We start from the raw sequence: 24,954 nt of genomic DNA on the forward strand, positions 1-24,954 counted from the left end.
TTCATGGTGTTCTGCGTGGGGCAGGCCTGGTGGTGCTGGAAGGCGCGTTCGGCCGCCGACGTACCGGGCTGGCGCTGGCTGGATGTGGTGTTGATCGCGGCCTTGGGCACGGCGCTGTATGCCGGCACCCAGATGCCCTCGCTGCGTTTCGAACCGCACAAGGTCATCGCGCCACCGGAGCAGCCGCGGGCGTTGTGACAATGGCCAGGCGCGGCAAATTCCTTGACGGCACCGGCCTCTTCGCCGGCAAAGCCGGCTCCTACAGGTGCGGTGCCGTTCTAGAGGTTGTCGCGGTCCCTGTAGGAGCGGGTTTACCCGCGAACACCGGCAAAGCCGGTGCCATGCACCGTGTCGCAGCAAAGTGCTTGCGGCGCAACCGGCTCAGCGCGCCGTTCCCCACTGCACCACCAGCATTCCCACAACGATCAGCCCCACCCCCGCCAGGCGTGCCAGGTTCACGGGTCGCTCCGGCAACCCCATCAGCCCGAACTGGTCGATCAGCAGCGACGAAAGCACCTGCCCGGCAATCACGCAGACGATGAACCCCGCCGCTCCCAGGCGTGGCGTGAGCACCAGCGCGGCGGTGATGTAGAGCACCCCGGCGACGCCGCCGAACCAGGCCCACCAGGGGGCGTTCGCCAGCTGCTGCACCTGCGGCACGGGCGCGCGCATCAGCAGCAGGGCCGGCACCAGCATCAACAGACTGACCAGCAGCGACACCCCCGCCGCCCACAGTGGGTGGCCCAGCAGGCGCCCAAGGGCGGCATTGCTGCCTGCCTGGAACGGCACGGCGGCACCGGCCAGCAGGGCCACGAGCAAGGGCAGGGCGGCAAGGAGGGTAGCGGGCATGGGTTGACTCCTGTTCAGTACCTGGCCCGAGTCTCAGCCATCCACGTGGATGATGGAAATTCAAATACCGTACAGGCTGTATTCGTGTGATGGATAGCGTTGCAGTGCTAGGCTGTGCGGCGTTCCCCCGCGATAAGGAAGAGCCATGTTCAAGCATCACCTGATCGGCGCCGCCGCCTTGCTGGCCATGGCCGGTGCCCAGGCCGACGACTATTCGCCCACCTACATCCAATGCATGGACAAGGCTTCCAGCACCCTGGCCATGGGCGCCTGCATCCAGGCCGAGACCAAGCTGCAAGACGATCGGCTCAACCGGGTGTACAAGCAATTGATGACCAAGCTTGAACCTCAGCAACAGAAGGATCTGCGCGAGGTGCAGCGTACCTGGGTGAAGTACCGCGACGGCAACTGCGCATTCCACGGCACACTGAGCAACGGCAGCCTCTACCGCATTGAAGGCGCGATGTGCCTGATGGACATGAGCAAGGACCGGGCCGCGGAGCTGGAGCGGGTGCTCAGCCCCGGGCTGTAAACGGGGGCGCTCTACTCTCTGTAGGAGCGGCTTCAGCCGCGATCACCCGCGAAGCGGGTGCCAGGTACGGTGTTGCCTGCATCGCTCTGTAGGAGCGGCTTCAGCCGCGATCACCCGCGAAGCGGGTGCCAGGTACCGTGTTGCCTGCATCGCTCTGTAGGAGCGGCTTCAGCCGCGATCACCCGCGAAGCGGGTGCCAGGCACCGTGTTGCCTGCATCGCGGCTGAAGCCGCTCCTACAGGGGCAAGTATCAGCCGAAGCGGTGCTGGCGTCGTGCCCGTGCTTTCAGGTACTCCCGCACCTCCACCCCATCCCCGGCAAACTCGATCCGCCCCGCCTTGGCCTCGCGCTGGTAGGCGTACATCGGGTCGTAGTACTCCTTGAGCAACCCCTCGATCCAGCCACGGTGCAGGCTCACGTCACCGCTGCGCAACTGCTCGCCCAGCGCCTGCCCCAGCAGCTCGGACAAGCGCTGGAAGCGTTCGCCACCCAGGCGCTTGTGGATATTCGCCATGCTCTGGCGCATGCGCTCGGCGAACAGTCGACGGCCGTCCTCTTCGCCATGCACCGCGACGAACTCGGCGCACAGGTTGATCACGTAATCGCGAAGGATGCGCTCGACGCGGTTGTCGAACGCGTCTTCCAGCCATACCAGCGGGTACCGCTGCATCCCTTGGTACAGCCCAAGCGGCACCGTGCAGCTGCCGACGATGCGCCCTTCGTCCTCCAGCACGAACTGCCCGATGCCCCGTGCGCGCTTTTTCAGCACATCGACGGCCAGGCCATTTTCGAAGTCGATCTGCGCCGGTTGCGCGGTGGCGCGTTTGCCGAAGCTCGAACCACGGTGGTTGGCATGGCCCTCGAGGTCCAACACGTTGTCCAGTTGCTGCAGCACGTCGGTCTTGCCGGTACCGGTCAGGCCCCCCAGCAGCACGAAGTCGCACTGTTCGACCGCCTGTTGCGTGGTGTCCAGCAGGAACGTACGCATGGCCTTGTAGCCACCGACCACTTTCGGGTACTGGATGCCGGCGTCCTTGAGCCAGCCCTGGACGATCTGCGAACGCAGCCCGCCACGGAAGCAGTAGAGGTAACCGTCGGGATGGGCCTGGGCGAAGGCCGCCCAGGCTTCCAGGCGCTGCTGCTTGAGCGCGCCGTTGACCAGCTGATGGCCCAGGGCGATGGCGGCCGCCTGGCCCTGCTGCTTGAAGCAGGTGCCGACCTTCTGCCGCTCCTGGTCGTTCATCAGCGGCAGGTTGACGGCGCCGGGGAAGGCGCCCTTGGTGAATTCGATCGGCGCGCGCATGTCCATCATGGGCACGTCGTCGAGGAACAGCGTGTTGAAGTCGGTGCAGTCGGGGCGCATCAGATCACCTCGACCGCGTGGCTCTGTCGCTCGACCAGCGCGCCGATCGGCGCCAGTGCCAGGCCCAGCTCTCCTGCCACCGCGAGGAATTCGGCCTCGCCTTCCGGGGTGACCGCCACTAGCAGGCCACCGCTGGTCTGCGGGTCGCACAGCAGGTGCTTCTGGTCGTCGCTCAGGGCGCCGATCTTGTCGCCGTAGCTGTCGAAGTTGCGCAGGGTGCCGCCGGGGATGCAGCCCTCGGCCAGGTAGTAGTCGACGCTGGGCAGGCGCGGCACGGCGTCGAACTCAAGGCGCGCGGTCAGGCCGCTGCCTTCGGCGACCTCGACCAGGTGGCCGAGCAGGCCGAAGCCGGTGACATCGGTCATGGCCGCCACGCCGTCGAGCTTGCCGAAGCGGCTGCCAGGGGTGTTGAGGGTGCACATCCAGTCGCGGGCCAGGCCCTGGTCCTGCTCGCGCAGCTTGGCCTTCTTCTCGGCGGTGGTGAGGATGCCGATGCCCAGCGGCTTGGTCAGGTAGAGCTTGCAGCCGATGCTGGCGGTGTCGTTGCGCTTGAGGTGGCGCTTGCTCACCACGCCGGTCACGGCCAGGCCGAAGATCGGCTCGGGGGCGTCGATGGAGTGGCCGCCCGCCAGCGGAATACCCGCTTCGGCGCACACCGCGCGGCCGCCACGGATCACCTCGCGGGCGACCTCCGGCGGCAGCACATTGACCGGCCAGCCGAGGATGGCGATGGCCATCAGCGGGTCGCCGCCCATGGCATAGATGTCGCTGATGGCGTTGGTGGCGGCGATGCGGCCGAAGTCGTACGGGTCGTCGACGATGGGCATGAAGAAGTCGGTGGTCGAGACCACGCCGCGCTCGTCGTCCAAGGCGTAGACCGCGGCGTCGTCGCGCGAAGCGTTGCCCACCCACAGCTTGGGGTCGAGTGCCTGGGTGCCGCTCTCGGCGAGGATCACATCCAGCACTTTCGGGGAGATCTTACAGCCGCAGCCAGCGCCATGGCTGTACTGTGTCAGGCGAATCGGCTCGCTCATACGCACCTCGGATTTTCGTGATGGGCGATTGTAGCAAAGCTGGCCTTTGCGCCTGTGCCTCTTATACTTGCCCCGATCAACGCATTGGCCGCGGGCTTGCCCCGCGATGCGATCTCGACTTCTTCCCCGCCCTTGAATCGGAGAACCCCCATGTTCAAACGCCCACTGGCACTGGCTGCCGGCCTCGTGCTGTCCTGCTGCGCCGTTGTCGCACAGGCCGCTGACGTACTGCGCGTCAGCGCCATCCCCGACGAAGCGCCGACCGAGCTGCTGCGCAAGTTCAAGCCGTTGGGCGAGTACCTCTCCAAGCAACTGGGGATGGACGTAAAGTTCGTGCCGGTGGCGGATTACCCGGCCGTGGTCGAGTCGCTGGCCAGCGACCGCCTCGACCTGGCCTGGCTGGGCGGTTTCACCTTCGTCCAGGTACACCTGAAGGATCCCAAGGCCACGCCGCTGGTGCAGCGTGAGCAGGACGCCAAGTTCACCTCCAAGTTCATCACCGCCAACCCGGACGTGAAGAGCCTGGCCGACCTCAAGGGCAAGACCTTCGCCTTCGGCTCGATCTCGTCCACTTCCGGCAGCCTGATGCCGCGCTACTTCATGCTCAAGAACGACAACATCAAGCCCGAGGCGTACTTCAGCCGCGTCGCCTATTCCGGCGCCCACGACGCCACCGCCGCCTGGGTCCAGGCCGGCAAGGCCGATGCCGGCGTGCTCAACGCCAGCGTCTGGGACAAGCTGGTCGCCGCCGGCAAGGTCGATACCAGCAAGGTGAAAGTCTTCGCCACCACCCCAGAGTACTTCGACTACAACTGGACCGTGCGCGGCAACATGGACCCGGCACTCAAGGAGAAGATCAAGCAGGCGTTCCTGCAGCTTGACCCGGCCAACCCCGAGCACAAGGCGATCCTCGACCTGCAGGCCGCCAGCCGGTTCATCGAAACCAAGCCGGAAAACTACGCGGGCACCGAACAGGCCGCGCGCGAGGCCGGCCTGCTCAAGTGAGTATTCGTCTCCAGGGGGCCGGCCTGCGCCATGGCCAGGTTCAGGCCCTGAACAATGTGGACCTGCACATCGACAAAGGCGAACGGGTGGCGATCATCGGCCCTTCGGGGGCTGGCAAGTCGAGCCTGCTGCACCTGATGGCCACCGCCGTGCGGCCTAGCGCCGGGCAACTGGACCTGCTGGGCAAACAACCCTGGTCGCTGGCGTCCGGCGCTCGCCAGCGCTTGCGGGCGCGGGTTGGCCTGGTGCACCAGGCGCCGCCATTGCCGCCCCGCCAGCGCGTGGTCACCGCCGTGCTGGCCGGACGCCTGGGGCAGTGGGGCACGCTACGCGGCCTGCTCAACCTGATCCACCCCAGCGATGTGCCAGGCGCCCGCGAGGTGCTGGCCGAGCTGGGCATGCTCGACAAGCTGTTCGTGCAGTGCGGGCAGTTGTCCGGTGGCCAGTTGCAACGGGTCGGCATCGCCCGCGCGTTGTACCAGCGGCCTGAAGTGCTGCTGGCCGACGAGCCGGTCTCGGCCATGGACCCGGTGCTCGCCGACCACAGCCTGGCGTTGCTCAATCGTCATGCCCAGGCCCATGGGGTGACGTTGGTGGCCAGCCTGCATGCGGTGGAGCTGGCCCTGGCGCACTTCCCAAGAATCATTGGTATTCGCGCGGGGCAGGTCGCCTTCGATTGTCCCGCCGAGGCTGTCACCCCAACCATGCTCGATGCGCTCTACGCCAATGAGCAACTGGGCTCGCCGGTAACGCCGACAGCGACCGTGCTGGTGCAGATCCCAAGATGCTGAGTGCCGACCGCCGCGACCCTGCCGCACTCCCAAGATTGTTGTTGACGCTGGCTTGCCTTGCGCTGCTGTGGCCGGGGCTGCACCTGAGCGAGCTCGACCCCGGCGTGCTGTTCCATGCCGAGAACCGCAAGCAGATGGCCAGTTTCGTCGGCGCGTTCTGGCCACCGGCCCATGACGCCGCTTTTCTCACGCTGCTGCTCGACGCCACGCTGCAGACCTTGGCGGTGGCCACGGCGGGCATGACCCTGGCGCTGTTGCTGGCCGTGCCGGCGAGCTTGCTGGCCAGCCGCGCGCTGTCGCTGCGAGCGGCCTCGAGCGCGGGGCGCCCGGGGTTGTGGTCGCGTACTTTGCGCCTGCCAGTGCGCGGCTTGCTGATCTTCCTGCGCAGCGTGCCCGAGATCGTCTGGGCGCTACTGTTCGTCCGCGCGGTGGGCCTGGGGCCGACGGCCGGGGTGCTGGCCATCGCCATCACCTACAGCGGCATGCTCGGCAAGGTGTATGCGGAAATCTTCGAATCGGTGGACCAGCGCCCGGCCCATGCGTTGTTGCAGGCGGGCAGCGGGCGGTTGTCCGCGTTCTTCTACGGGATCCTGCCCCAGGCTTCGACCGAGGTGGTGTCCTACACCGTCTACCGCTGGGAATGCGCCGTGCGCGCCTCGGTGGTGATGGGCTTCGTGGGTGCTGGCGGCCTGGGCCAGCAGATCGACCTGTCGATGCGCATGTTCGCTGGCGCCGAGGTGGCGAGCATGCTGCTGACGTTCCTGCTGCTGGTGATGCTGGCCGACCTGCTCAGCCGCTTCCTGCGTGGGAGGCTGGCATGAACCGGGTGATCAACGGGTTGGTGATCGTCGCGATCCTGGCGGCGGCGGTGGCGTCGTTCGCCTACCTGGAGCTCGACCTGGCCTCGGTGGTCGGTAATGGCGGGTTGGCGCAGATGGGCGAGTACGCCGCGCGCTTCCTGCATCCGGACCTGTCCGCCGAGCACTTGCGTGCGGTCGGGCGCGGGGCATTGGAGACGCTGGCCATGTCCGGGCTGGGCACGTTGCTGGCGATGGTGCTGGGAATGCTGCTGGCGCTGCCCGCCGCAGGCCGCTTTGGTTGGCCGCTGCAAGGGGCGGCGCGGTTGCTGCTCAATGGGCTGCGGGCGATTCCCGAACTGGTCTGGGCGGCGTTGACCGTGCTCGCGGCCGGCCTTGGCCCCAACGCCGGTACCCTGGCGCTGGCGCTGCACACGGCCGGCGTGCTGGGGCGGTTGTTTGCCGAAGCGTTGGAGAACGCGCCACCGGAACCGGCCGCAGCGATTCGCTTGCAGGGCGGCAGCCAGGTCGCGGCGTTCTGTTTCGGTACCTTGCCCAATCTGTGGCCGCAGTTGCTGGCGTACAGCTTGTATCGGTGGGAGAACAACATCCGCATGGCCAGCGTGCTGGGCTTTGTCGGTGCCGGTGGGTTGGGGCAGATGCTGTACGCGACCCTGAGCCTGTTCCAGGAAGCGCAGGCCAGCACGGTGATCATCGTCATGCTGGTGTTGGTGCTGTTGGTGGATGCGCTGAGCGATGTGTTGCGCCAGTGGTTCGTGCGTGCCTGACGGCAGGCCGTTACCGGCCCGAACACAAAAAACCTGACACTCCCCCATTCCTCTAGGAGCGGGTTTACCGGCGATGGGCTGCAAAGCAGCCACAATCCAGCCAACACAAAACGCAGGTGGTCACCACAAGCGTCAGCCCACTACCTGCTTCATTTGTACCAGCGCCACCCGCCCGCCATCCGGTGCCCGCCGTTCCTCAATCCTGGATAGCACGAAGCCCAGTTGTGGACAAAACAGCAACCCCGCAGTGTTGTGGTAGAAGCACGATACCCACATTTCCCTCGCTGCGAACAGTTCACGAGCCAGCCCGATCATGCTCTGCACCAGATTTAGAGCTACGCCGTTTTCTGAGCTGCCTATGCGGCAGTGAACAACGTGACCGGCATCTGCGCGGATGTGTTCTGTTTCCGAGCTGCCTACACGGCAGTGAACATCATGGCCATGTTGGTGCTGGTGCTGGTGGTTTTCTGAGCTGCCTACACGGCAGTGAACTCGCGCAGCTTTGCCCGGCAGGTACTGACGCTTTTCTGAGCTGCCTACACGGCAGTGAACCCATTTATGAGATGCCTTCGCGACATCATGAATTTCTGAGCTGCCTACACGGCAGTGAACGGCGTAGTAGCTGATCCCGTAGCGGTTGAGCATTTCTGAGCTGCCTACACGGCAGTGAACCCCGAGTCTAGGCGGAAGCCTGTCAGCGCGATTTTCTGAGCTGCCTACACGGCAGTGAACGGTCCAATCAAACAGCGTCTTGAGGAAGTCGATTTCTGAGCTGCCTACACGGCAGTGAACCAGTGATCGTCAGGGCCGCCGAAGCGCTTGTCTTTCTGAGCTGCCTACACGGCAGTGAACATATGCAATAGCGTTTAGCGTACCCACCCAATTTTCTGAGCTGCCTACACGGCAGTGAACGGCGACCAGGCGCGTCATCAGCGGTTGCAGCATTTCTGAGCTGCCTACACGGCAGTGAACCATACGTGAAACTCGGCATCTCAATACCTCCATTTCTGAGCTGCCTACACGGCAGTGAACATCGAGCAGAAGACCGAGGAAGACCGCGAGCATTTCTGAGCTGCCTACACGGCAGTGAACACCGAATCAGCAGGCGCCAGGCCACCTTTCACTTTCTGAGCTGCCTACACGGCAGTGAACCGAATGCCGTACTCGATATTGCCCCAGCACCTTTTCTGAGCTGCCTACACGGCAGTGAACATCGGGCAGGCTGCCGGCGAGATCGAGGTCGCTTTCTGAGCTGCCTACACGGCAGTGAACTGACTGAAGCAGAAGCCTTTGGTCTTGCCGGTTTTCTGAGCTGCCTACACGGCAGTGAACAATCCTCAAGGACTGGCCCCTGAGGCTTCATGCTTTCTGAGCTGCCTACACGGCAGTGAACTGAACCGTGGCGCGGCGGATGCACCCATGATTTTTCTGAGCTGCCTACACGGCAGTGAACATGAGTGCCAGCCCAACCTCGATCAAGGCGGATTTTCTGAGCTGCCTACACGGCAGTGAACCAGCTCAAGGTCGAGAACGAGGCCTTGCGCAATTTCTGAGCTGCCTACACGGCAGTGAACCCGATGGCGGCATCGTCCTCGGCGGCGCTGCATTTCTGAGCTGCCTACACGGCAGTGAACTCGACGATATGTGCGCCCTGTTTATGAGCATATTTCTGAGCTGCCTACACGGCAGTGAACCCGCTCTCACGCACGAACTCGATAGAGTTGGATTTCTGAGCTGCCTACACGGCAGTGAACGTCAGCCCATGGAGCTAGTCGGAAGGTGGTGTTTTTCTGAGCTGCCTACACGGCAGTGAACGCGCGTTGGCGTAAGGCTCGCTTGATCTTCCTTTTCTGAGCTGCCTACACGGCAGTGAACTCTTCTGGGCGCCCGTAGTTGAAGTTGCCGATTTTCTGAGCTGCCTACACGGCAGTGAACTAGAGCCCAAACAACCTAACTGACTGAATGGATTAAGGAATAACTCAGTTCATGTCCTAATACCCTTTTCGCGACCACCCCTGTAAGTAATTGATTTTACGTGGGTGACCACCTACTCAAGAAAAAAGGGTCAGAACCATGGCACGGTCGCGTTGCTACTCAGGCCATAACTCCCAAAGCTCCCTCTCTGTGGTTCATCGACAATTGGGCCGTGGCGCACAAACAGCTTGAACAGTTGCCCAGTTGTGTGACTGCGCAATTGTGCAAATGGGAGGTCACTCAGCTTGCGCTTGCTGTCCGGTATACGCTGCAAGGCCTCTTCTTCACTGATGCCGTGCCGCTTGACCAGCCGCCGACGCAGGCGCTCCGGGTTACTGTCGACCTGCGCGCGCGCGACGCAGCGATGCCGAGCGTCAGCTGGCACCGGTTCAGGGCCTGAGGCCTGAGTATGGTCGCGCATACCGGTGAGCCAGTTAAGCGCTTGCAGTTGTTCCAGCGCAGCATTGCATCCATGTACGCGCAAGCGCGTGCCAAGGGTTTGCGGTTTTGAGCGATGCTCCGGAAAGCTGATGCCGATATCGCTCCTCTGCAGTTGGTGCAGCGCTCGATGGAGCTTCGCCAGTAGTGCGCTCATCAGCATCGCCTGGGGGAAGTCAGGGTCTGGCAGTAGCGTCAGTTCGAGGTACTGATCCATGGTTCAGCCCGCCTCGCCAAACACACCGCCACGGATCAGGGTGGCAATGACAAAGTGCTGTTGCTCCAGGGCTGGCACCTTGTCCTTGAGTACCCAGGCGTCCAGTAGGGAGTAGAAGTCGTCCTTGCTCTTGTTGCGCGGCTGACGATAGGCCTTGCCCTGGGTAGTGACCGACCCATAGGGTTCGACGGCGATCGGACCGTTGCTGTCGGCCTCTTCATACCAGGTGTCGATGCTGCGCACGGCGTTGCCGACCTTCTGCGAGTGAAGCCCGGCAATGCCGCTCACGGTGTACAGGGTCTTGCTCTTGTCGCCACGGCCGCGGTCCATGATCAGTTCCTGGGATGGGAACACTTCCTGGCCGGCACCCAGGCGGGCGAGTGCGGTAATGCGCAGCAGCACATGCTGCTCACCGAGCAGACCGTTGCTGATGATCTGGGCCAGCGCCCTCAACGCCGTGGCATTGTTGCCATGGCTGTCGAAATGGCGCAGGGACAGGCTGAGGGCGTCGAAGGTCCAGGTTTCCCTGGCTTGGCCGTCCACCAGTTGTTCCACCTTGACTTCGACCTGCTCGGCACCAATACGGTTGCGCCAGAGGAAGCGGGCGTTGGCCAGGTTGCAGGCGTAGCGATAGGCCAGCTCGTTGAAGCCGTTCTGTTCGGCATAACCTTTCACGGTTGCTTGAAGTTTGTGCCGGTAAGCCGCGTCGTTACAGGCTGACGGTTGGTCGATACTGCCCAGTACCCGCAGGGTGAACGAAACCTGAAGGGTATCGGCGTCATGGGGCAGGGTGGCGACATCAATAGTTTGCAGGTTTGGTTTCTGTACTTCGGCATCCAGCTTGGCGGGGTCCAGGTCCTTGGTCTTCATGCGGTTGGAAATGGTGCCGCGCACGGACTTTTCACGTACCGCAATCGGCACCCAAGTGTCACGTTTCTCCCAACTGCCGGCATGGAACAGCGCGTCGGACGGGTCGAGCTTGCGCTCGAAAGCCAGAACGGAGGCGGTCTTGAGGGTGTCAGTGGTCATTGGCAAATCCTTCTGTAATGAGATGACGGCTTCAGTCGAAGTTGTATTCGATGTCGGGTTGGTAGTCGTTTCGGCAGCGATAGAGACCGCTTTCCACACAGGCAGTCGGGTACCAGAGCAGTTGCTCTACCGACTCCAGGCGGTGAGGGCTCAGCCATTCACCGATGCTGTAGAGGCTCTCCACCATTCGCATCGGTGTATCGCTGTCACGTGCATTGAGTACCGAACCTGCAGGTAGCAAAGGCGTCAGCGCGCCAAATCCAACCGGGATGGGTACGATCCAGCCGAGACCCTGGCGGTCATTACTCCAGGCTGTCTTGCCGCTTGCATCGGGTTCGCCGGCTCGCCAATTGATTCGTGCCAGTGACAGAAGTGCATCCAAGGCAGTGGAGCCCTGCTGTGAGTTTTGCAGTTCGTCTTGCCGTTGCCTCAACAGGTCATGGCGTTCGACCAGTGTGAAGCCGGGCAGCCAATTGGGCGCAGTGCTTGCAAACACTTCCTGGCGGTCGTCTTCACTGCCACTGAGGGGCATGAAGTAAGGTGTCAGATCGTCATCTGGTTGTATTGACGGTACGAAACTGCCACCTGCGAGTCGCAGGGAGTGGAGCAGGCCCGAAAGCTTTCGGGCGAGTGTATTAGCTTGGGCAGGATCATCCAGCGCAGCCCCCTTCACGCCCAGCAACAGCGTGAGTTCCAAATGAATCCGACCTTCTTCGATGATTGGAGAGGGGGTGCCGTTGCGGTCATTCGGGTTGCGTGTGAGGTGCAGGGCTTTTACATAGCGGTCCGAGCTGGCCTGCTCTTCGTGTTGGTGGACGACGACGCCAACTGCCGGGAACCTCAAGTCGATGCCTGCCGCACGTGCCTTGCGCTCCAGCGCGCACATCAGCCCAGTAAATGCCGTTATGGACGGGAAGCCGTGAGTCAGTGGGCTGGAGAGGGCATTAGCGTTTTGGATGCGCAAGTGAGGCAGAACCAGAAGTGCCTCCAGTTTTGCAAGTTCAGACACGGCTGGCCTCCTTCTGACGGGCTGTGAAGCCTAGGGTGTGCTCGAGCGCTTTACGGGCCCAATGGAAGTGCTCCGTATCGCTGACCGGGAAGCCTTTATGCCGGAGTAAATTGTTGAGCCAGAGCGCAAAGTGTTTTGCAACCTCATCTGGCCAGGTTTGCTGCTCGACCATTCGTTGAAACGCCAGATCCTCCTCCGTGAAGTTTGCGCGAATTTCCAGGCTCGCACGGCCGGGATCCAGCCAAACTTGTTCACACAGGGGGAGGTGGCATTCCGGGGTGCGGGTCCAGCCGGCAGGGAGTTGGGTGCGGATGTTCAACCCGAACGCATTCAGGGCAAGGCCGAGTGCTCGCTGAATACGGTCGAGGCGTTTGCGAGTGGCGAAGTCTGCGGCGGGTTCTTCCTTAAAATAGCCATACAGAGCATTCAGCTGGCGCTGTACGCCGTCGAAGCGATGGAAGCGTGAAAATGCGCAGTCGACCGACAGCAACGGCTTGAGTGCCAGGGATTTCCAGGTGGGGGGAAGGGAGGCAAGCAGGTAGTTCACTCCGCCTCGTTCGCTATTGAGCTGGCTGATGTTCTGCGGTTTGGTGCCACCCAGCTTGCGTGCGACGAGTTCACGGTACTCGCGGTAAGTGTCGCCGTGTTCTTCGTTGTTGCGTCGCGCTTGCCGGGCGAGCTTGTTGGCTTCACCAAAGCGCGCATCGTTGATCTCTGCGTGCACGGCATGCACCAGGCTGCTGGGAAACAGTGGTTGCAGCAAATGGAATGAGGCTGCCTGTGTTGGGTCGTCGCCTACACACCAGTACAGCTGCTTGGCTTTTTCATGGGAAACCACCGACTCACCTTGGCGTACCAGGCCCTTGAAGGCTGCAGCCCATGCCGTCGCCTGTTCGACATCGGGCGTTAGTGCACTCAGCAGATCGGGATCGTCGTGCTGCAGCCAGTCGAGTAGCGTACGATCCTCGACCTGCAGTTTGAGAAATTTGTAGACGTCCAGTGCGGCAGCGTTGCCGACAATGTCCGTGGCGTATTGATTGCCCAATGAGTGGCTACCGACTTCCTCATGGGAGGGGAGTGATTTCGGATCGACGAACAGGCTGCTGCCACGGGCGTCTGGGTGGGTTGCCTTGAGTACATGAGTCACGGCCTGGATCTGTGTCACGCGCCGGGCGGCGTCGGCGAGCCAGGTCGAGTACTCGTACTTGGCAGCGGTGACCGGGTCGTCCTTGCCGTTGAGCTTGGTGTCGCGGCGGTCGGTGATGAACCGGGTGATGGTGCTGCGGAATAAGCTTGATCGTGTGAGTTTTTCTTCCATAAGAAACTCTGACTCATTGCCAGCTTGGCAGTTTGTTGTGAACCAGCCTGGGTAAGGCTGGAATGTTTTTGAGCAGTCTTACCTGCTATTCACGAGTAGTGCCATTTAGCCATTAGTAACGGTTCGTGCTCTTCTTGGCAAACCCCAAGACCGGGTGATACCGCCATCCTGTCTTGCTGGAAGGAACGCTCACCGGGGTGAATCGCCTGGCACACTCCTCCAGTGAAATGTCCTGTGCCAATGCCATCTCTTCCAATTGAGCCATCAGGTCGACCTCGCCCCAAGGGCATATACCGCGTCCCAACCGTGCTTGCAGGTTCACCTTCTCCAGCATGCTTTCGCAGGCCAGGTAGTCCGGTGGTTTCCGATTATCGGATTGATGCAGGCTATGCAGGCAAAGTCGTTCCTCATCGTCATCGAGCTTGAACACCAGATCGACCATTGGCTGTGTCTGCTTGCGAAACGGTTGGTGCTGGGGCAGTGCCCAGGTCAGCGCTGCGTTGGGGTATTGCCAGGCGCAGGTGGCGTCCAGGTCGGGTTTGCCAACGCTAGGCAGCATCAGCTCCGTGAGGCGTCGATGCTCGAGGTCCACAAGGTTGTCCTTGGGTTTCAAGGCCGCGTCGGGGCGAGGCTGAATACGCGGGCGAGCGTTGAAGGGAACAAGGTCTTCCTGCGACAGCAGATGCTCAAGGCTGTGCTTGTTCAGGCGGAAGGCATGCCTGGGGTCCTTTGTGTCCTGTTCGAAGCCCGGATAGATGAAGGCGGCGCAGCTTGCCTTGTCCGGGGCCGATTTGTTCTCGAAGTGTTTCAGATTGAATTCGAACACCAGCAGATTCGGCGACGTGCAAGGCGTTCGTCGGTGCCGTTGCACGCGCCCTGCCAGCTGAACCAACGACCGAACGGAAGAAGGCTCGACGATTGCCCAGTCGTAGTCATGATCTCGGCCAACCTCCGTGACGGGCGAGCCAAGCACCACGAAAAGGTGGTCTTGTTCGGGGTGGGCATCCAGTGCCTGGCGGACCTCTGGCAGGTCGTACACGGCGTCCCGCTGCTTGCGATTGAGGCATCGATCCAGGCGCGTCTCGATGGCCGAGCGCAGGATCATGGGGAATCGTGAGTGATAGACGCACAGGTGAACACGCTGTCCCGGCGCAGCGCCTTGCGTGAACAACGCCAGGGCGACATCGAACAGCGGTTCGATATTGGCCATGCGTATCAGGCCAAAGCTCACACGCTTGGCGCTATGAGGGCAGACTTGCGCGTGGCGACCATGGGCCTGCTGCATCGCCTGAAACAACTGATCGGCGAAGTGTTCGCGAACGCGGGCTTCAGTGTAGGAGCCGTCCATTTTCCAGCGCAGTATCTCGACACTCCGTACGGGCTTTTCACTTTCGCTGTCCAATGCGCAAACGCGTCGAGACACGAAAAGTGCATGCTGTTCGGCGAGCGTGTCAGCACTGCCACAGTCGAAGTCCAGGGTTGAAAACTCGTCGACCCAAAGGCAGGGGATATCAATCTGCGGCTGCAATGCATGCAGAGGTTCGCCGCGATTGCGTCGATATTGCTGTCTGCCTGCCCGGTAAGCGTGGAACATGCCAGTCACCAGCGCTGGTGGCAGGGTCGCGGAGGAGAGCAGCACCCGCGATCCAAGCATGCCGGCCCAATGCATCAGGCGGGTGAGTGCCGGCAGGTCGTTGAGATCGAAGTCATCGAGTTCGTCCAGTACCAGGTCACCACTCATCAGCCTCAGCATCGGCGCGATCTGCCTCCCGGCACGTTGCGCTTCGGTCGCCGGCATCAGGTGGTCGATGGTGCAGACCAGCAGCGGTGCCGCGAGCATGGCGCGGATATGCGGGTCCCCCATGGCTTTGCCCAGAAGCCCATGGCCATCGGTGTTGCCTTCGTAGAACACATGGCTGTCTTCGTCGATCAGGTTCTGGATCGAGGCCGAACCATGGCGTTCATGCTGGGCTTCGAAATAGGCCTGCAGCAGCCCTGAGTCCGAGCCGCCCACACGAATGGCCAGTTCGTCATTACCCAGGTGCAGGTCATGGCGATAGCTTTCGCCTGTTTGCCGGGTGAGTGTCCGCAAGCCCAGGGCGAAGGCACAGCGCATGCCCAATTGCGGGTTGGCGAGGGCATTCATGATGCGCGCATTGGCCAAGGTCTTGCCGCAGCCGGTGGAGGCCATGTTGATGATGAAGGCACCGCGCTCGGCGCTGGCATCGCGCAGGCTGCTGGCCTTGTCGGCGGCTTTGTCTTGCCAGCGGAAGCGCTCTTCACTGCTGCGTTTGCGCAAGCCTTTGTGCTGGACCAGGCGTGGCAGATGGCGTTCGAAACGAGGCAGGCCGTGGACGATGCTGGCGCACATCCGGTCCACCCCCAGCAGGTGTTCATCGAGAGGTTGCTTGGGGCTACCGTCGCTGTTGGTGTTGGCATGCAGTGGTGTCGCACCGTCCCCCTTTACCCGCCGGCTATCGCCTGGACCGAGGCTGGAATAGTGGTGGTCTCCAAGCATCAGGCTCAAGCGTGCCAGGTGCATTACATAGGGGTTGTTCAGCCAGTCGCCTTTGCCGGGTTTGTTGCGCAGTGCCAGCAACTGGTTGGCCAGCCTGGCGGCTTTGGCTCGCCACTTCGGTTCGGTCACCGGGAGGCCATGGTCGAACTGCCAATAGCTGTCTGGTGATTCCGCGCTGTTCGGGTCTGGAATTTCGTTCCAGTGAGCGCTGATATTCTCCAGCAAGCGCTCCAACTGGCGGCGGTTCATGCCGAGGGTACGGCTACCGAGACGCGTGTCGGCACCTGTGCGCTCGTCTTCGAGGTTGGGCACCACGGGCAAACGGTGGTGGCTGACCACCAGCCAGCCAATGGCGGCTGCCAGGGGCGGAAGCAGGCGAAATGGTGGCGTGGTCTGCGCATCCAGGCCATCACGCATCAGCCTCCCTGGGGCAAGCCAACTGGCGTCGTCTTCCAAGGTCGGGGCCGCCAGGCGTTGCAGCCAGGCTTCATCGTCATCGTCCCCCACGAATGCCTGGAGCAAGCGAAGCGATATCCATTCGTGGCGATACAGGTTCCTGGTTTTGGGCGGGGTGCGCAGGCGTTTCTGGAACGAGGCACAGGATTTGCCGAGGTCATGCAGCAGCGCCGCCATGCGGGCAAGCAGTTGGATGTCTTCTGCCGTGTGCCAGTCGTTTTCGTCCTCCTGGCGCAGCACATCGCGTCGTGTGCTGTGGGTGGGGACCGTGCCCTGTGCATTGAAGCGGCTGGCATCGCCGACGATCCACAGCAATTCACTGTGGTCCAGGCCGCGAATCCAGTGGCAGGCGACAGAGGTGTTGCGCCTGGCGGTTTTCCTCAACAGGCGACGCAAGGTATCGAGGCCGGCCTTGGTGATTGGCGTTTGCCAGGTACGGTCACCGCGACGCTCGGCGTATTGATCGAGAATCCGGCGGGTTTCGGTGAGCGCGCGTTTGTCGCATTGGGAGATCAGCAGAATGTTCACGCCAGTGGTGCTCCCAGTTGTTCTGCGACTGCCTTCAGGCTATCGATCATGAAGTCCAGGGCTTCATTTCGCGTCAGGCTTTCGATACACGCTTGGCGGAAGGCTTGCTCGTCATCACCGCGCATCGCCGAGAGGAATGCCAGGGGCAGGATAAGGCCGTCCTTGATCAGGTCGGCTACATCGAACACCAACCCGCCACGGCGTGTCTTGCCATGCAGCACGGCAAGGCCGTGGGGCAAGCCAAGTACCCAAGTGGCCGTGGCGCCCAGGCCATAGGCGAGGTAGTTGCCATGGTCGAGAAAGCGATTGGCGGGGTCTGCGCCGCTGCCGCGCTTGGCACGGGTGAATTCACCGTAGCGGGTGGCATTGGCGGCGAGCTTGAACAGGCGTTTGGTCAGGCGGGCCTCTTCGGTCAACAACTCGTCGTGATTGCGGGCCTGCTCGACACGTGAGAGGGATTGGCCTAGCAGGTCATTGAGAGCGGAAGCATCAACGCTGAAGCCTGCCTTGTCGAATGATCGATTGCCGCACCATTGCTTGCCCAGGTAATCCAGGCGCAGGCGTTGGAACGCCTTCGCGGCGTCCAGGCGTTTTTCCGCGTCAAACCAGAATGAAACCCAGCGTTGCAGATACTCGGTGGGGCGATATTCGCTCTGGGGGGAGAACCAGGCGATATCGATGTCCACTTCGTTGGCGCTGAACAGCGGTGTGGCGCCGCTGCCGCAAAAGCCGACCAGCACGCCGGCACGGGCCAGTTCGCGCATGGCGGCCTGGGTGACCGAGGTACCGGTCCCTAGCAGCACGGTGGTGGTATTGGCGATGGGGATGTTCCAGTAAAGCGATTGCTTGCCGGCATCGGTGACGTACTCGACCCGGCCGCCTTTTACCAGCACCCAGCAGTGCTGGAGGTAGTAGATGTTGGCTCGTTTGGAGTGGAGGATGCTTTTGAGGTCTGACGAGGGGATGCCTTCCATGGTGGCCGTATGCTCGTGAGTGGATCGAGCTGGTGGTTATAGCTGAGTTGGAGGGCCACGTGCTTGTGGATTCTGTTGCGGGAGGATTCTGCCTTGCCGGGTGTGTTCGGGGGCAGGTAGGAGATTACGTATACCGCTGTGGGAGCGGGTTTGCCTGCGAATAAGGCAACGCGGTGTATGGCACCGGTTGCGCCGGTGTTCGCGGCGGTTCGACGCCTCGACAAACCCGCCCACATGCACCTCGCCAGCCTCGGTAACAGCACTGTACTTGTAGGAGCCGGCTTGCCGGCGAATGGGCCAGTGCGGCCAGCACAAGACAGTTGCTCCCATCGGGACCTGCTGAATCAATGGATTATGTGCTGGTACATGAGAGGAAGACTGACCCTCTTTTTAGGGGAGTGAGGTTGGGCTATATAAATCAATTGGTTGCGGAGGTTGGCGGGAAAAGGGTGTTTGGGCGTCTCCGGTGGTTTTGGTTTTTTACGTCAATGAGTTAAGGTTTTTGGGCTCTAGTTCACTGCCGTGTAGGCAGCTCAGAAATTCTGCGGCGTCGAGTAGCCGAAGTTGGTGAATGTTCACTGCCGTGTAGGCAGCTCAGAAATATATCCCCGAGCAGGACGTGAATGGCTGGACGTTCACTGCCGTGTAGGCAGCTCAGAAAAAGCGTCGACGAGAAAATCGGCTTTCGGCGTGGTTCACTGCCGTGTAGGCAGCTCAGAAAATCATCAGGTCGTCAGGGTGCGGCAGCAGGAGGTTCACTGCCGTGTAGGCAGCTCAGAAACCAGAGCCGGGAGCAGTATGGTTGGCACTAGAAGTTCACTGCCGTGTAGGCAGCTCAGAAATGGAGTGGAAGCCATCAGTCAGCGAGTACGCGGTTCACTGCCGTGTAGGCAGCTCAGAAATTGCACACGCCCAGCGCCTGGATGCCCAGCTTGTTCACTGCCGTGTAGGCAGCTCAGAAAAACGCCATTTCAACGACACCCGAAGCGCTCAAGTTCACTGCCGTGTAGGCAGCTCAGAAACAGGGGAATGGGGTCAGATTTCTTTCCAGGGGGTTCACTGCCGTGTAGGCAGCTCAGAAAAGGGCGAACAGCATCGCCAGCAGCCACAAGGCGTTCACTGCCGTGTAGGCAGCTCAGAAAAAGGACAACATGCAAGAGGTTCTTGGTTCTCTGTTCACTGCCGTGTAGGCAGCTCAGAAATACGCGTTGAATGCCTGCTGGGCCTCGCGCAGGTTCACTGCCGTGTAGGCAGCTCAGAAAAGTAAGGGTGATCGGTCAAATCGGCCTCCATGGTTCACTGCCGTGTAGGCAGCTCAGAAAATCCTGCAGGAGCCAATCCCCGGCATCGCTCAGTTCACTGCCGTGTAGGCAGCTCAGAAATTGTCCAGCTCGCTGCGGATCGCGGACGGCAGGTTCACTGCCGTGTAGGCAGCTCAGAAAATTGAGCGTGTCGCTCAGCAGCTTGCCGTAGGGTTCACTGCCGTGTAGGCAGCTCAGAAAAGCTCGCTGGCATCGCTGCCGTTGGCTTTGATGTTCACTGCCGTGTAGGCAGCTCAGAAATTGGGAAACGCTGGGCTTCAGCACGCCGCTGCGTTCACTGCCGTGTAGGCAGCTCAGAAATCGCCGGCCAGGTCTGCCGTCTTCACTTCGATGTTCACTGCCGTGTAGGCAGCTCAGAAAGTCAGCGACAGCGACGTAGAGCGATACATCGAGTTCACTGCCGTGTAGGCAGCTCAGAAAAAGGGCATGACCAACGCCCAGGTCGAGTATGTGTTCACTGCCGTGTAGGCAGCTCAGAAATTGAGGGTGACGGAGGTCTTGCCCTGGGCGTCGTTCACTGCCGTGTAGGCAGCTCAGAAATGGATGATCAGGTTGCTCAGCCCATTCACTCCGTTCACTGCCGTGTAGGCAGCTCAGAAAATTGCCTGGAGCAAGATGGACGACATCGCATTGTTCACTGCCGTGTAGGCAGCTCAGAAATATGCGGAGAAGGTGCGTGACCAGCGGTTGGCGTTCACTGCCGTGTAGGCAGCTCAGAAATGGTGGGTCGATGCCGAATACGAGGCCTACGGGTTCACTGCCGTGTAGGCAGCTCAGAAATTCCGGTTGGCCCCGTGGGCTGATGCTCTGTAGTTCACTGCCGTGTAGGCAGCTCAGAAAAGCTCAAGATGTACCGCGTGGTGAACGATACGGTTCACTGCCGTATAGGCAGCTCAGAAATGTAACGGTGATCTCGGTGATGTTCCGAGAGCGTTCACTGCCGTATAGGCAGCTCAGAAAAGGCAGCGCTTCAGGTGTTGCATAAGGGCGAAGTTCACTGCCGTATAGGCAGCTCAGAAAAACATGCTGCTGTATGCGCTAGGCGCCTCGGTGTTCACTGCCGTATAGGCAGTTCAGAAACAGATCGGCATGCTGCTGAGCACGAAGGTTACGGTTTACTGCCGCATAGGCAGCTCAGAAAATCGGCGGTGGGCTTACGCTGTTACCGCACATGTTCACTGCCGTATAGGCAGCCCAAATTTCAAGGCGTTTGCAAGCAAGGCTGCGCCTCGCATTCGCCAGCAAGGCTGGCTCCTACAGGGTGAGAGGCGGGGGCTGGAAGCCGGGCACAAAAAAACCGACCATAAGGTCGGTTTTTTCTGGATCTTGGTGCCCCGAGGGAGACTCGAACTCCCACTCCTTTCGAAAACGGATTTTGAATCCGCCGCGTCTACCAATTCCGCCATCAGGGCTTGTGGCGCCGCAGTATAGAGAGGTCGCACAAGCCGGTCAATCGGCTTTCATGGTCAATTTTCACGCATTGGGCTAAACTTCCCGGCCCTGTCGAACCGAACATCATCATGCGCGTCGCCGATTTCTCTTTCGAACTCCCTGACTCACTCATCGCCCGCCACCCACTGGCCGAGCGCCACGGCAGCCGCCTGCTGGTGCTCGATGGCCCCAGCGGCGAGCTGGCCCACAAGCAGTTCACCGACCTGCTCGAGTACCTGCGCCCGGGCGACCTGATGGTGTTCAACAACACCCGGGTGATCCCGGCGCGGCTGTTCGGCCAGAAAGCCTCCGGCGGCAAGCTGGAAGTGCTGGTCGAGCGCGTGCTCGACAGCCACCGCGTGCTGGCCCACGTGCGCGCCAGCAAGGCGCTGAAAGAGGGCGCGCGGATTCTCATCGACGGCGGTGGCGAAGCTGAAATGGTCGCCCGCCACGACACGCTGTTCGAGCTGCGCTTCAGCGAAGAGGTGCTGCCGCTGCTTGAACGCGTCGGCCACATGCCGCTGCCGCCGTACATCGACCGCCCGGACGAAGGCGCCGACCGCGAGCGCTACCAGACCGTCTACGCCGAGCGCGCTGGCGCCGTGGCCGCGCCTACCGCCGGCCTGCACTTCGACGAGGCGCTGCTGGAAAAGATCGCCGCCAAGGGCGTCGAGCGCGCCTTCGTCACCCTGCACGTGGGCGCGGGCACCTTCCAGCCGGTGCGGGTCGACAAGATCGAAGACCACACCATGCATAAAGAGTGGCTCGAAGTGAGCCAGGACGTGGTCGACGCGGTCGAGGCCTGCCGCGCCCGCGGTGGCCGGGTGATCGCCGTGGGCACCACCAGCGTGCGCTCGCTGGAAAGCGCGGCGCGCGATGGCGTGCTCAAGGCGTTCAGCGGCGACACCGACATCTTCATCTTCCCGGGCCGGCCGTTCCACGTGGTTGACTGCCTGGTCACCAACTTCCACCTGCCGGAGTCCACGCTGCTGATGCTGGTCTCGGCCTTCGCCGGTTACCCCGAGACCATGGCCGCCTACGCGGCGGCGGTCGAGCAGGGCTACCGCTTCTTCAGTTACGGTGATGCCATGTTCATCACCCGCAATCCGGCGCCACGCGGCCCAGAGGATCAAGCATGAGTCGCACCTGTCGAATGTCGTTCGAACTGCTGGCCACCGACGGCAAGGCCCGTCGCGGCCGGCTGACCTTCCCCCGTGGCACCGTCGAGACCCCGGCCTTCATGCCGGTGGGCACCTACGGCACGGTCAAGGGCATGCTGCCGCGCGACATCGAGGCCATCGGCGCCGAGATCATCCTCGGCAACACTTTCCACCTGTGGCTGCGCCCGGGCACCGAGGTCATCAAGAAACACAACGGCCTGCACGATTTCATGCAATGGAAGGGCCCTATCCTCACTGATTCCGGTGGCTTCCAGGTGTTCAGCCTGGGCGCCATGCGCAAGATCAAGGAGGAAGGCGTGACCTTCGCATCGCCCGTCGATGGTTCGAAAGTGTTCATGGGCCCGGAAGAGTCCATGCAGGTCCAGCGCGACCTGGGCTCGGACATCGTGATGATCTTCGACGAGTGCACGCCGTACCCGGCCGAGCACGACGTGGCGCGCACCTCCATGGAGCTGTCACTGCGCTGGGCCCAGCGCTCGAAGAACGCCCACGGCGACAACACCGCGGCGCTGTTCGGCATCGTCCAGGGCGGTATGTATGAAGACCTGCGCATGCGCTCGCTGGAGGCGCTGGTCAACATCGACTTCGACGGCCTGGCCATCGGCGGCCTGTCGGTGGGCGAGCCCAAGCACGAGATGATCAAGGTGCTGGACTACCTGCCCGCGCAGATGCCGGCTGACAAACCTCGTTACCTTATGGGGGTAGGCAAGCCGGAGGATCTTGTAGAGGGTGTGCGCCGCGGCGTCGACATGTTCGACTGCGTGATGCCCACGCGCAATGCGCGCAACGGCCATCTGTTCGTCGATACCGGGGTGATCAAGATCCGCAACGCGTTCCATCGCCACGATGATTCGCCGCTGGATCCGACCTGCGATTGCTACACCTGCACCAACTTCTCCCGCGCTTACCTGCACCACCTGGACAAGTGCGGCGAAATGTTGAGCAGCATGCTGAATACCATCCACAACTTGCGCCATTACCAGCGCTTGATGGCCGGTTTACGCGAGGCTATTCAACAGGGTAAATTGGCCGCCTTTGTCGACGCCTTCTACGCCAAGCGCGGGCTGCCTGTGCCGCCTTTGGACTGACTGTTCGCACCCATTATTAGAAATTCCATTAGGAGAGCCCAATGAGCTTCTTGATTCCCGCCGCCTACGCGGACGCTGCAGCCCCAGCCGCCGGCCCTGCCGGTACCGGCTTCGAGTGGATCTTCCTGGTCGGTTTCCTGGTCATCTTCTACCTGATGATCTGGCGCCCGCAGGCCAAGCGCGCGAAAGAGCAGAAGAACCTGCTGAGCAACTTGCAAAAAGGTGACGAAGTTGTCACCAACGGCGGTATCGCCGGCAAGATCGTCAAGGTTTCCGATGACTTCGTGGTCCTGGAAGTGTCCGACAACGTCGAGCTGAAGTTCCAGAAGGGCGCCATTGCCGCGACCCTGCCAAAAGGTACGCTCAAGGCTATCTGAGTTACCGGTTTCATTTTTCCAGTCGGGGCGCGCAAAGCGCCCCGCGTCTTGAACGGGCGGCGTGATGCTGAACAAATACCCTCTGTGGAAATACCTGCTGATCGTGGTGGTACTGGCGGTCGGCTTCATTTATTCCGCACCCAACCTCTACCCGGATGATCCGGCGGTGCAGATCAGCGGCGCCAGTTCCGCCCTGCATGTCAGCCAGGCCGACCTCGACCGCGTCACCAAGGCGCTGACCGATGCCGGCATCGCCGTCAAAGGCGGCAGCCTGGGCGTGAAGGGCAGTGCGCTGGTGCGCCTGACCAACCAGGAAGACCAGTTGCCGGCCAAGGATGTGGCGCGCAAGGCCCTGGGGGACGACTATGTCGTGGCCCTGAACCTGGCCCAGACCACCCCGCAGTGGCTGCGCAGCCTGGGTGCCAGCCCGATGAAGCTGGGCCTGGACCTGTCCGGTGGTGTGCACTTCCTGCTGGAAGTGGACATGGACAAGGCCATGACGGCCCGCATGAAAGTCTACGAAGGCGAGGTCAAGACCTTGCTGCGCAAAGAGCGCGTCCGCTACCGCAGCCTGCCCCAGCAGGACGGCGGCATCATGCTGGGCTTCGCCGACGACGCTACCCGCGAGCAGGCACGTGCCCTGATCCGCAAGAATTTCAATGATTTCGACCTGACCACCACCGAGCGCAACGAGCTCGCCGTGCTGCGTCTGGCGCTGACTCAGGCGAAAGTCGCCGAGATCCGCGAATACTCGATCAAGCAGAACCTGACCACCGTCCGCAACCGTGTCAACGAGCTGGGCGTGGCCGAGCCGCTGGTCCAGCGCCAGGGCGCCAACCGCATCGTGGTCGAGCTGCCGGGCGTGCAGGACACCGCCGAAGCCAAGCGTATCCTCGGCAAGACCGCCAACCTGGAGTTCCGCTTCGGCGCTGAACCCGGCGCGTCGAAAGCCACCACCGAAGTGTTCGAGTTCCGCGAAGGCGGCCGCTCCGCCGCGGTCGAGCGCGGCCTGATCATCACCGGTGACCAGGTCACCGACGCCCAGGCCAGCTTCGACGAACACGGTCGCCCACAGGTGAACATCCGTCTGGATGGCCACGGTGGCGAGCTGATGAGCCGTGCCACCCGTACCAACGTCGGGCGCAGCATGGCGGTGATCTTCATCGAGCAGAAGCCGGTCACCCGCTACGTCAAGCAGACCGTCGACGGCGTCGAGAAAGAAGTCGCGGTGCAGACCTTCCAGGAAGAGAAGAAGATCATCAGCCTGGCGACCATCCAGTCGCCGCTGGGCAGCCAGTTCCGCATCACCGGCCTGAACGGCCAGGGCGAATCGTCCGAACTGGCCCTGCTGCTGCGTGCCGGTGGCCTGGCCGCGCCGATGTACTTCGCCGAAGAGCGCACCATCGGCCCAAGCCTGGGTGCCGACAACATCACCAAGGGTATCGACGCGTCCCTGTGGGGCATGCTGTTCGTCTCGCTGTTCATCATCGCCATCTACCGTGGCTTCGGTGTGCTGGCCACCATCGCCCTGGCGGGCAACATGGTCCTGCTGCTGGCGCTGATGTCGCTGCTAGGGGCCACGCTGACGCTGCCGGGTATCGCCGGTATCGTGCTGACCATGGGTATGGCGGTGGACGCCAACGTGCTGATCTTCTCGCGTATCCGCGAAGAGATCGCCGCCGGCATGTCGGTGCAGCGCGCCATCCACGAAGGTTTCAACCGCGCCTACTCGGCGATCGTCGATGCCAACCTGACCACCTTGCTGGTCGGCGGTATCCTGTTCGCCATGGGTACCGGCCCGGTCAAGGGCTTCGCGGTCACCATGTCCCTCGGGATTTTCACCTCGATGTTCACCGCCGTCATGGTGACCCGTGCACTGGTCAACCTGACCTGTGGCGGGCGTGACATCAAGAAGCTGTGGGTTTGAGGGAGCTG

18 protein-coding genes, 1 tRNA gene, 1 pseudogene and 2 CRISPR repeat arrays are annotated in these 24,954 nt (G+C 62.0%); of the genes and pseudogenes, 10 read left to right on the forward strand and 10 right to left on the reverse strand.

The window, feature by feature from the left end; genetic code table 11:
- Nucleotides 1–198, forward strand: a pseudogene (locus P5705_RS20030) (hypothetical protein); the annotation flags it as partial.
- 183 nt (nt 199–381) lie between these two features.
- Here the strand turns inward: P5705_RS20030 and P5705_RS20035 are convergent.
- Nucleotides 382–849, reverse strand: coding sequence for a DMT family transporter (locus P5705_RS20035; RefSeq protein ID WP_277462676.1), 468 nt, complete (start codon nt 847–849; stop codon nt 382–384).
- A gap of 145 nt (nt 850–994) precedes the next feature.
- Here P5705_RS20035 and P5705_RS20040 point away from each other — a divergent pair, with 145 nt between their 5' ends.
- Complete coding sequence (locus P5705_RS20040; protein ID WP_277462677.1) at nt 995–1,381, forward strand: lysozyme inhibitor LprI family protein; 387 nt, start codon at nt 995–997, stop codon at nt 1,379–1,381.
- A 250-nt stretch (nt 1,382–1,631) separates the two neighbouring features.
- On the opposite strand, the gene mnmH is transcribed toward P5705_RS20040, so the two are convergent.
- Nucleotides 1,632–2,744 (reverse strand): tRNA 2-selenouridine(34) synthase MnmH, encoded by a 1,113-nt coding sequence (gene mnmH, locus P5705_RS20045; RefSeq protein ID WP_277462678.1) that lies wholly within the window; start codon nt 2,742–2,744, stop codon nt 1,632–1,634.
- Nucleotides 2,744–3,778, reverse strand: a complete 1,035-nt coding sequence (gene selD / locus P5705_RS20050) for a selenide, water dikinase SelD (protein ID WP_277462679.1) — start codon at nt 3,776–3,778, stop codon at nt 2,744–2,746. The genes mnmH and selD overlap by 1 nt, the downstream gene beginning before the upstream one ends.
- 150 nt (nt 3,779–3,928) lie before the next feature.
- Here selD and P5705_RS20055 point away from each other — a divergent pair, with 150 nt between their 5' ends.
- Genes P5705_RS20055 through phnE form a run of 4 tightly spaced genes read left to right on the forward strand, consistent with a single transcriptional unit; the run spans nt 3,929 to nt 7,159 of the window.
- Nucleotides 3,929–4,783, forward strand: coding sequence for a putative selenate ABC transporter substrate-binding protein (locus P5705_RS20055; protein ID WP_277462680.1), 855 nt, complete (start codon nt 3,929–3,931; stop codon nt 4,781–4,783).
- On the forward strand, nt 4,780–5,574 hold the full coding sequence (locus tag P5705_RS20060) for a phosphonate ABC transporter ATP-binding protein (protein WP_277462681.1): 795 nt from the start codon (nt 4,780–4,782) through the stop codon (nt 5,572–5,574). The genes P5705_RS20055 and P5705_RS20060 overlap by 4 nt, the downstream gene beginning before the upstream one ends.
- On the forward strand, nt 5,568–6,395 hold the full coding sequence (locus tag P5705_RS20065; protein WP_277462682.1) for a PhnE/PtxC family ABC transporter permease: 828 nt from the start codon (nt 5,568–5,570) through the stop codon (nt 6,393–6,395). The genes P5705_RS20060 and P5705_RS20065 overlap by 7 nt, the downstream gene beginning before the upstream one ends.
- The gene (gene phnE / locus P5705_RS20070) at nt 6,392–7,159 is read left to right on the forward strand and encodes a phosphonate ABC transporter, permease protein PhnE (protein ID WP_277462683.1); all 768 of its coding nucleotides are present in this window, start codon (nt 6,392–6,394) and stop codon (nt 7,157–7,159) included. The genes P5705_RS20065 and phnE overlap by 4 nt, the downstream gene beginning before the upstream one ends.
- Before the next feature lie 344 nt (nt 7,160–7,503).
- Nucleotides 7,504–9,094: direct repeats of the CRISPR family, unit length 28 nt; unit sequence TTTCTGAGCTGCCTACACGGCAGTGAAC.
- Nucleotides 9,095–9,224: 130 nt separating this feature from the next.
- On the opposite strand, the gene cas6f is transcribed toward phnE, so the two are convergent.
- The 7 genes from cas6f to P5705_RS20105 form a co-directional block, all read right to left on the reverse strand.
- The gene (cas6f, locus tag P5705_RS20075) at nt 9,225–9,788 is read right to left on the reverse strand and encodes a type I-F CRISPR-associated endoribonuclease Cas6/Csy4 (protein ID WP_277462684.1); all 564 of its coding nucleotides are present in this window, start codon (nt 9,786–9,788) and stop codon (nt 9,225–9,227) included.
- Nucleotides 9,789–9,791: 3 nt separating this feature from the next.
- Nucleotides 9,792–10,817: a type I-F CRISPR-associated protein Csy3 gene (gene csy3 / locus P5705_RS20080; protein WP_277462685.1), complete on the reverse strand. Its 1,026-nt coding sequence runs from the start codon at nt 10,815–10,817 to the stop codon at nt 9,792–9,794.
- A 31-nt stretch (nt 10,818–10,848) separates the two neighbouring features.
- The gene (gene csy2 / locus P5705_RS20085) at nt 10,849–11,826 is read right to left on the reverse strand and encodes a type I-F CRISPR-associated protein Csy2 (protein WP_277462686.1); all 978 of its coding nucleotides are present in this window, start codon (nt 11,824–11,826) and stop codon (nt 10,849–10,851) included.
- Entirely contained in the window at nt 11,819–13,144 is a 1,326-nt protein-coding gene (gene csy1, locus P5705_RS20090) for a type I-F CRISPR-associated protein Csy1 (RefSeq protein ID WP_277462687.1), read from the reverse strand. The genes csy2 and csy1 overlap by 8 nt, the downstream gene beginning before the upstream one ends.
- A gap of 112 nt (nt 13,145–13,256) precedes the next feature.
- Nucleotides 13,257–16,646, reverse strand: coding sequence for a type I-F CRISPR-associated helicase Cas3f (gene cas3f, locus P5705_RS20095; protein WP_277462688.1), 3,390 nt, complete (start codon nt 16,644–16,646; stop codon nt 13,257–13,259).
- Nucleotides 16,643–17,620 carry a type I-F CRISPR-associated endonuclease Cas1f gene (gene cas1f, locus P5705_RS20100; protein WP_277462689.1) on the reverse strand — a complete coding sequence of 326 codons (978 nt, stop codon included), beginning with the start codon at nt 17,618–17,620 and terminating at the stop codon, nt 16,643–16,645. Before cas1f ends, cas3f begins: the two co-directional genes overlap by 4 nt.
- Nucleotides 17,621–18,132: 512 nt before the next feature.
- Nucleotides 18,133–20,143: direct repeats of the CRISPR family, unit length 28 nt; unit sequence GTTCACTGCCGTGTAGGCAGCTCAGAAA.
- Nucleotides 20,144–20,269: 126 nt separating this feature from the next.
- A tRNA-Leu gene (locus tag P5705_RS20105) sits at nt 20,270–20,354 on the reverse strand.
- A 108-nt stretch (nt 20,355–20,462) separates the two neighbouring features.
- Between P5705_RS20105 and queA the strand changes: the two genes are divergently transcribed.
- From queA to secD, 4 genes are all read left to right on the forward strand, one after another.
- Nucleotides 20,463–21,512, forward strand: coding sequence for a tRNA preQ1(34) S-adenosylmethionine ribosyltransferase-isomerase QueA (gene queA, locus P5705_RS20110; protein ID WP_277462690.1), 1,050 nt, complete (start codon nt 20,463–20,465; stop codon nt 21,510–21,512).
- Nucleotides 21,513–21,526: 14 nt separating this feature from the next.
- Entirely contained in the window at nt 21,527–22,642 is a 1,116-nt protein-coding gene (tgt, locus tag P5705_RS20115) for a tRNA guanosine(34) transglycosylase Tgt (RefSeq protein ID WP_162042942.1), read from the forward strand.
- Nucleotides 22,643–22,683: 41 nt separating this feature from the next.
- Nucleotides 22,684–23,019, forward strand: coding sequence for a preprotein translocase subunit YajC (yajC, locus tag P5705_RS20120; protein WP_003259111.1), 336 nt, complete (start codon nt 22,684–22,686; stop codon nt 23,017–23,019).
- Nucleotides 23,020–23,083: 64 nt separating this feature from the next.
- Nucleotides 23,084–24,946, forward strand: a complete 1,863-nt coding sequence (gene secD / locus P5705_RS20125; RefSeq protein WP_248918778.1) for a protein translocase subunit SecD — start codon at nt 23,084–23,086, stop codon at nt 24,944–24,946.
- The last annotated feature ends 8 nt before the right edge of the window (nt 24,947–24,954 follow it).

This window comes from Pseudomonas entomophila (assembly GCF_029478665.1).
In the GTDB taxonomy this organism is placed as follows: Bacteria; Pseudomonadota; Gammaproteobacteria; order Pseudomonadales; family Pseudomonadaceae; genus Aquipseudomonas; species Aquipseudomonas entomophila_F.